A 5,354-nucleotide genomic window follows, 5' to 3' on the forward strand; every position below is an offset into this window, starting at 1 on the left:
CGCCAGCGGGGGGGGGTGGGGGGGGGGGTGCGGGGGGGGGGGGGGGGCGGGGGCGGGGGGGCGGGCGGGGGGGGGGGGGGGCGGCGCCCCCCCCCCCCGGGCCATAGCGCCGGAGATGACCGACAGGTCCTCCACCCGCACCGACAGCTGCCCGGTGGCGAACAGGCCGTGCTCGCGGGCCAGCTCGTCGAGCCGGTCGAGCAGGGTGCGCCCGGACGTGCCCAGCTCGGCGGCCAGCAGGGCGACGGCGAGGGCGGCGGAGATGCCGTCCTTGTCGCGGACGACGTCGGGGGCCACGGCGTAGCCCAGCGCCTCCTCGTAGCCGAACACCAGCGGCCGCCCCGGCTCCCCGGCGCGGACGATCCACTTGAAGCCGGTCGGTGTCTCGGCGAAGGGGACGCCGTGCGCCGCCGCGAGGGCGTGCAGCAGCGAGCCGCTGACCAGCGAGGCGGCGTACGTACCGCGCACGCCGCGGCGCAGCAGCCAGTCGGCGAGCAGGGCGCCCACCTCGTCGCCGGTGAGCTGCCGGCCGCCGCAGACGACCGAGCACCGGTCGGCGTCGGGGTCCTGGGCGATGGCGACGTCGGCGCCGGTGCGCTCGGCCAGGGCGAGCAGCAGGTCGACCGCGCCGGGTTCCTCCGGGTTGGGGAAGGCGACGGTCGGGAAGGCGGGGTCGGGGGCGTCCTGCTCCGCGACGCTCGCCGGCTCGGCGAGCCCGGCGGCGGCGAAGACGGTCCGGGTGGTCTGCGCGCCCACGCCGTGCATCGCGGTGTAGGCGACCCGCAGCCGGGCGCGGGCCGCCGGGTCGACGCGGTCGGCCTCCAGCGCCCGCAGCACCGCCGCGACGTACTCGTCGACGAGGTCGTCGCCGAGCACGCCCCAGCCGCCCTCCCGCGGGACCTCCGCGGCCGGGCCCACCGCGGAGATGGCCGCCTCGATCCGCCGGTCCGCCGGCGGCACCAGCTGGGCGCCGTCGGCCAGGTACACCTTGTAGCCGTTGTCCTGCGGGGGGTTGTGGCTCGCGGTCACGACCACCCCCGCGACCGCGCCGAGGTGGCGGACGGCGAACGCGAGCAGCGGCGTCGGCAGCGGCCGTGGCTGCACCTGGACGACGAAGCCCGCCCCGGCGAAGACCTCGGCCGAGAGCCGGGCGAACTCCTGCGACCGGTGCCGGGCGTCGAAGCCGACGACGACGGTGCCACCGGCGTGCCCCTCGTCGGTGAGGTACCGGGCGAGCCCGGCGGCGGCGCGGACGACCACGGCGGCGTTCATGCCGGCGGGCCCGGCGCGCAGCGGGCCGCGCAGGCCGGCGGTGCCGAAGGTGAGCGGACCGGCGAAGCGGCGGGCGAGCTCCGCGGCGGCCGCCGGGTCCCCGGGCGCGGCGGCGACGAGCTCCTCGATCTCGGCGCGGTCACCGGGGTGCGGGTCGGCGGCGGCCCACTGCCGTGCCCGGTCGAGCAGGTCGCCGTCCACCGGGCCGGCCGGCCCGCTCACGGGATCCGGCTGACCAGCTCGACGAGGAACCGGCCCAGACCGGCGGCGGCCTCCTTGCCGGCGGCGAGCACCTCCAGGTGGTCCAGGGCCTCGCCGGTGATGCCGGCCGCCGCGTTGGTGACCATCGACAGGCCGAGCACCTCCATGCCCGCCGCCCGGGCCGCGATCGCCTCCAGGGCGGTGGACATGCCGACCAGGTCCGCGCCCAGCGTGCGGAGCATGCGGATCTCGGCGGGGGTCTCGAAGTGCGGTCCGGGCAGCGCGGCGTAGATGCCCTCGGTCAGCGCCGGGTCGATCTGCCGGGCCAGCTCGCGCAGCCGGGCCGAGTACAGGTCGGTGAGGTCGACGAAGCTGGGCCCGACCAGCGGGGAGCGCGCGGTGAGGTTCAGGTGGTCGCTGATCAGGACCGGCTGCCCGACGCGGTGCTCCGGGGCCAGCCCGCCGGCGGCGTTGGTGAGGACGACGGTGCGCACCCCCGCGGCGGCGGCGGTGCGGATGCCGTGCACCACCGCGTTGACCCCGCGGCCCTCGTACAGGTGGGTGCGGCCCAGGAACAGCAGGACGCGGTGCCGGCCCACCCGCACCGACCGGACCTCCCCGCCGTGCCCGGCCACGATGGGGGCGGAGAACCCGGGCAGCTCGTCGATGGCGACGGAGCTGTCGGCCGGGCCGAAGGACTCGGCCGCCGCGGCCCAGCCCGAGCCCATGACGACGGCGGTGTCGTGGCCCTCGCCGAGGGCGGCCTGCAGGTCCTCGGCGGCCAGCCGGGCGAGGTGGGCGGGGTCGGGACCGGAGGACATCTCACTCACGGCGCGACGCTAACGCAGCCGCCCGCGGCGCCGATCCGGCGGTGCCGCGACCTCACCACCCGGTGGTGCCGCGACCTCACCACCCGGTGCGGGCGAGCAGGTCGGCCTCCAGCAGCGGCCGCACGGTCCGCATGTAGGTCGCGGTCACGTGGCCGGCGTCCATGTAGACGCGCACGTTGCCGACCAGGCCGGGGCAGAACTCGTCGGTGCAGAAGTAGTGGCTGGTGTCGACGACCTCGACCTGGGGCGGCAGGAACTCGGCCATCTCGTCCAGCAGCTCGTCGCGGTAGGCGCCGGCGCGGGTGACCCCGCACTCCGGCGAGGTGTCGCCGGCGCGGGCGAGGCAGTCGGGCATGTCCATGAGCAGCCGCGGGGTGTCGCGCAGGGCGAGCACGCGCACGCCGGCGTCGGACAGCTGCTGCCAGGCGGGGAGGAAGCCGGTGGGCAGGAACTCCGGGCCGGCGGGGTCGGGGTCGGTCCGGGTGGCGCCGGCGAGCACGAGGTCGGGCTCGAGGCCCACGATCCGGTCGACGAGGCGGGACCGCCACGCCACGCACTCCTCGTAGCCGGGCTCTCCCTCGCGGAGGAACTCCGACTCGACCGACAGGTTGCACCCGCCCCGGACGATGGAGATCACCTGCCAGGAGCGGCGCTCGGCGATCGCGGCGAGCGGGGTGAGCCACTGGGCGGTGTGCGAGTCGCCGGCGACGACGATGCGACGGCTCGCGTCGTCGGGGCCCAGCCGGCAGACGTCCATCACGGCCGGGACGGGCTCGGCCGGTTCCTCCTCGGTCCAGCACTCGGCGCCGGTCAGCTCCGGCCAGTCGTCGCGGATCACCGTGAACGCGGGCAGGGGCTCGACCCCGCTGACCCCGCCCGTGCTGACCAGGGCGCCGCCCAGCGCGGCCGCGCCGGGATAGGCCGGGTCGTCGGCGGCCGCCGCCGTCCGCTCGGCCTGCCGGTCCAGCCACTCCAGGGCGGCCACCCCGGCTCCCGCCGCGGGGAGGACCCCGGCGGCGACGACGGCCAGCGCGACGGCGGGGCGGCGGCCGGGCAGCCGGACGCCGACCGGGCGCTCGACGAGCCGGTGGGCGAGCGCGGCCAGCACGACCGACAGGCCGATCACCGCCGCCGCCCCGCGCAGCGAGGGCTCGTCGCGCTGGTAGTGCACGAGGTAGAGGACCAGGACCGGCCAGTGCCAGAGGTACAGGGCGTAGGAGCGGACGCCGAGCCACCGCACGGCGGGCAGGCCGAGGACCCGGTGCACTCCCCAGCGGCCGCCGGTGTCGGCGGCGACGACGATGGCCATGGCGCAGGACACCGGCCACAGCGCCTCCCAGCCGGGCAGCCGGTGGGCGCCGTCCACCAGGCCGCCGAAGGCGACGAGCGCCAGGAGCCCGCCCCAGCCGAGGGCCAGGCCGATGCCCGGGCGGGGGCGCACGGCGGCCAGCAGGAGTGCCACCAGCGCGCCGACGCCGAACTCCCAGACGCGCGGCAGCGTGGAGAAGTACGCGACGGGCTGGTTCTCCGCGGTCGCCAGCAGCGACCAGGCCAGCGAGGCGCCGGTCACGGCCGCCACGGCGGCGACGACGGCCTGGCGGGACACGCGACGCACGCCGAGGCGGCGCAGCAGCCACGCTCCGGCCACGACCACGACCGGGGCGATGAGCAGGACCTGCATCTGGATGGACAGCGACCAGAACTGCTGCAGCGGGCTGGCGATGGCGTTGGAGGCGCTGTAGTCGACGGCCTCGTGGACCAGGCGGTGGTTCTCGGTGAAGGTGGCCGAGGCGAGCAGGTGCCAGGCCAGCTCGCGCCACCGGCCCTCGGGCAGGAGGAAGGCGGAGACGACCCCCGTGGAGGCGATGACGAGCAGGGCCGGCGGGACCAGCCGCGACGTCGTCCGGGCGATCTGCGGGAGCACCCGGATGCGGCCGGTGCGCCGGTGCTGGCCGGCCAGCGAGTGCACGAGGAAGAAGCCGCTGAGGGCGAGGAAGACGTCGACGCCGCCGGAGACCCGGCCGGTGAACACGTGGTAGCCGACGACCAGCGCCACCGCCAGGGCGCGCAGCCCGTCGACCTCCGTGCGCCGCGCCGGCGCCGCGACGGGGGAGCGGGCGCTCTCGGGTCGGGGTACGACGGCGGGACGCACGACACCTCCAGACTGCGGCAGCCGGACACCCGGCGGGGAGCGGACCGCACCACGGAGGGGGCGATGTCGGCTCGGTCGGGCACCACCTGGCACCCCTCGGGAGGGCGCGGCGGCGCGGACGGATCGCTCCTGAGGGTATGCGGAACCTCACCGGTCCGGGAGGGAGAGCCGTGGTGTCGCGGTTCACGGGCGCCGCATCCGGTGTCCCGTCTGACGCGGCGGCCACACCTGTCACTCGTCGCCGGGCATCTCCCGCCATGCCGCCTGCCCCCGCGCGGACGGTGTCCGCGGGGGTGGGCGTCGGTTCTCCCGGTAGCCAGCCGGGGACCTCGTCAGCCGGGGACCTCGTCAGCCGGGGACCTCGTCAGCCGGGGACCTCGTCAGCCGGGGCCCTCGTAGTAACGACCTGAGCGGGTTGGAGATTCAGGACATCCCCCTGGTGGGGTGAACGGGCTTGGTGTCCCAACCCGACCAGGAGGATGTCGTGTCGAACCGTAGCTCTCGTCGGCTCTCGCGTGGAGATCGCCGGCGCAACGAGAAGCTGGCCCGGCTGCGTGCCGTGGTCACCCGCGAGTCTGCGGTGCTGGCCTTCGATCTGGCCGCGGACAAGCAGGTTTGCGCGCTGACCGACCAGGACTCGCAGGTGCTCGCCCGCCGCACAATGAAGGTCAAGGCGTGGCAGCTGGCCGAGGCCGTTGCCTGGGGGCTGACCCGGGCGGCCGAGGCCGGCTTCACCTCGGTCGTGGTGGCCTGTGAGCCGACCGGGCACCGCTGGCGGGTGCTGGACCAGATCGCCGCCGAGCACGGAGTGCGGCTGGTGTGCGTGCAGCCGCTGCTGGTGCATCGGGCTCGGGAGGCCGAGGACTTCACCCGGAACAAGAACGACGACGCCGACGCGA

At 76.5% G+C, this 5,354-nt stretch carries 4 protein-coding genes; 1 reads left to right on the forward strand and 3 read right to left on the reverse strand.

Annotated features, from left to right (window positions below):
- The 3 genes from ACK586_RS02375 to ACK586_RS02385 form a co-directional block, all read right to left on the reverse strand.
- The coding region (locus tag ACK586_RS02375; RefSeq protein WP_409328839.1) for a phospho-sugar mutase at window positions 1-1,494 on the reverse strand (1,494 nt) is incomplete at its 3' end.
- On the reverse strand, window positions 1,491-2,294 hold the full coding sequence (locus ACK586_RS02380; protein ID WP_409328852.1) for a purine-nucleoside phosphorylase: 804 nt from the start codon (window positions 2,292-2,294) through the stop codon (window positions 1,491-1,493). The genes ACK586_RS02380 and ACK586_RS02375, both read right to left, overlap by 4 nt.
- Before the next feature lie 85 nt (window positions 2,295-2,379).
- Window positions 2,380-4,455 carry an acyltransferase family protein gene (locus ACK586_RS02385; RefSeq protein WP_409328840.1) on the reverse strand — a complete coding sequence of 692 codons (2,076 nt, stop codon included), beginning with the start codon at window positions 4,453-4,455 and terminating at the stop codon, window positions 2,380-2,382.
- A gap of 484 nt (window positions 4,456-4,939) precedes the next feature.
- Between ACK586_RS02385 and ACK586_RS02390 the strand changes: the two genes are divergently transcribed.
- Window positions 4,940-5,354, forward strand: a 415-nt coding sequence (locus ACK586_RS02390) for an IS110 family transposase (protein ID WP_409328841.1), incomplete at its 3' end; no start/stop codon positions are given.

It is taken from the genome of Trujillonella humicola, assembly GCF_046233715.1.
GTDB lineage: Bacteria > Actinomycetota > Actinomycetes > Mycobacteriales > Geodermatophilaceae > Trujillonella > Trujillonella humicola.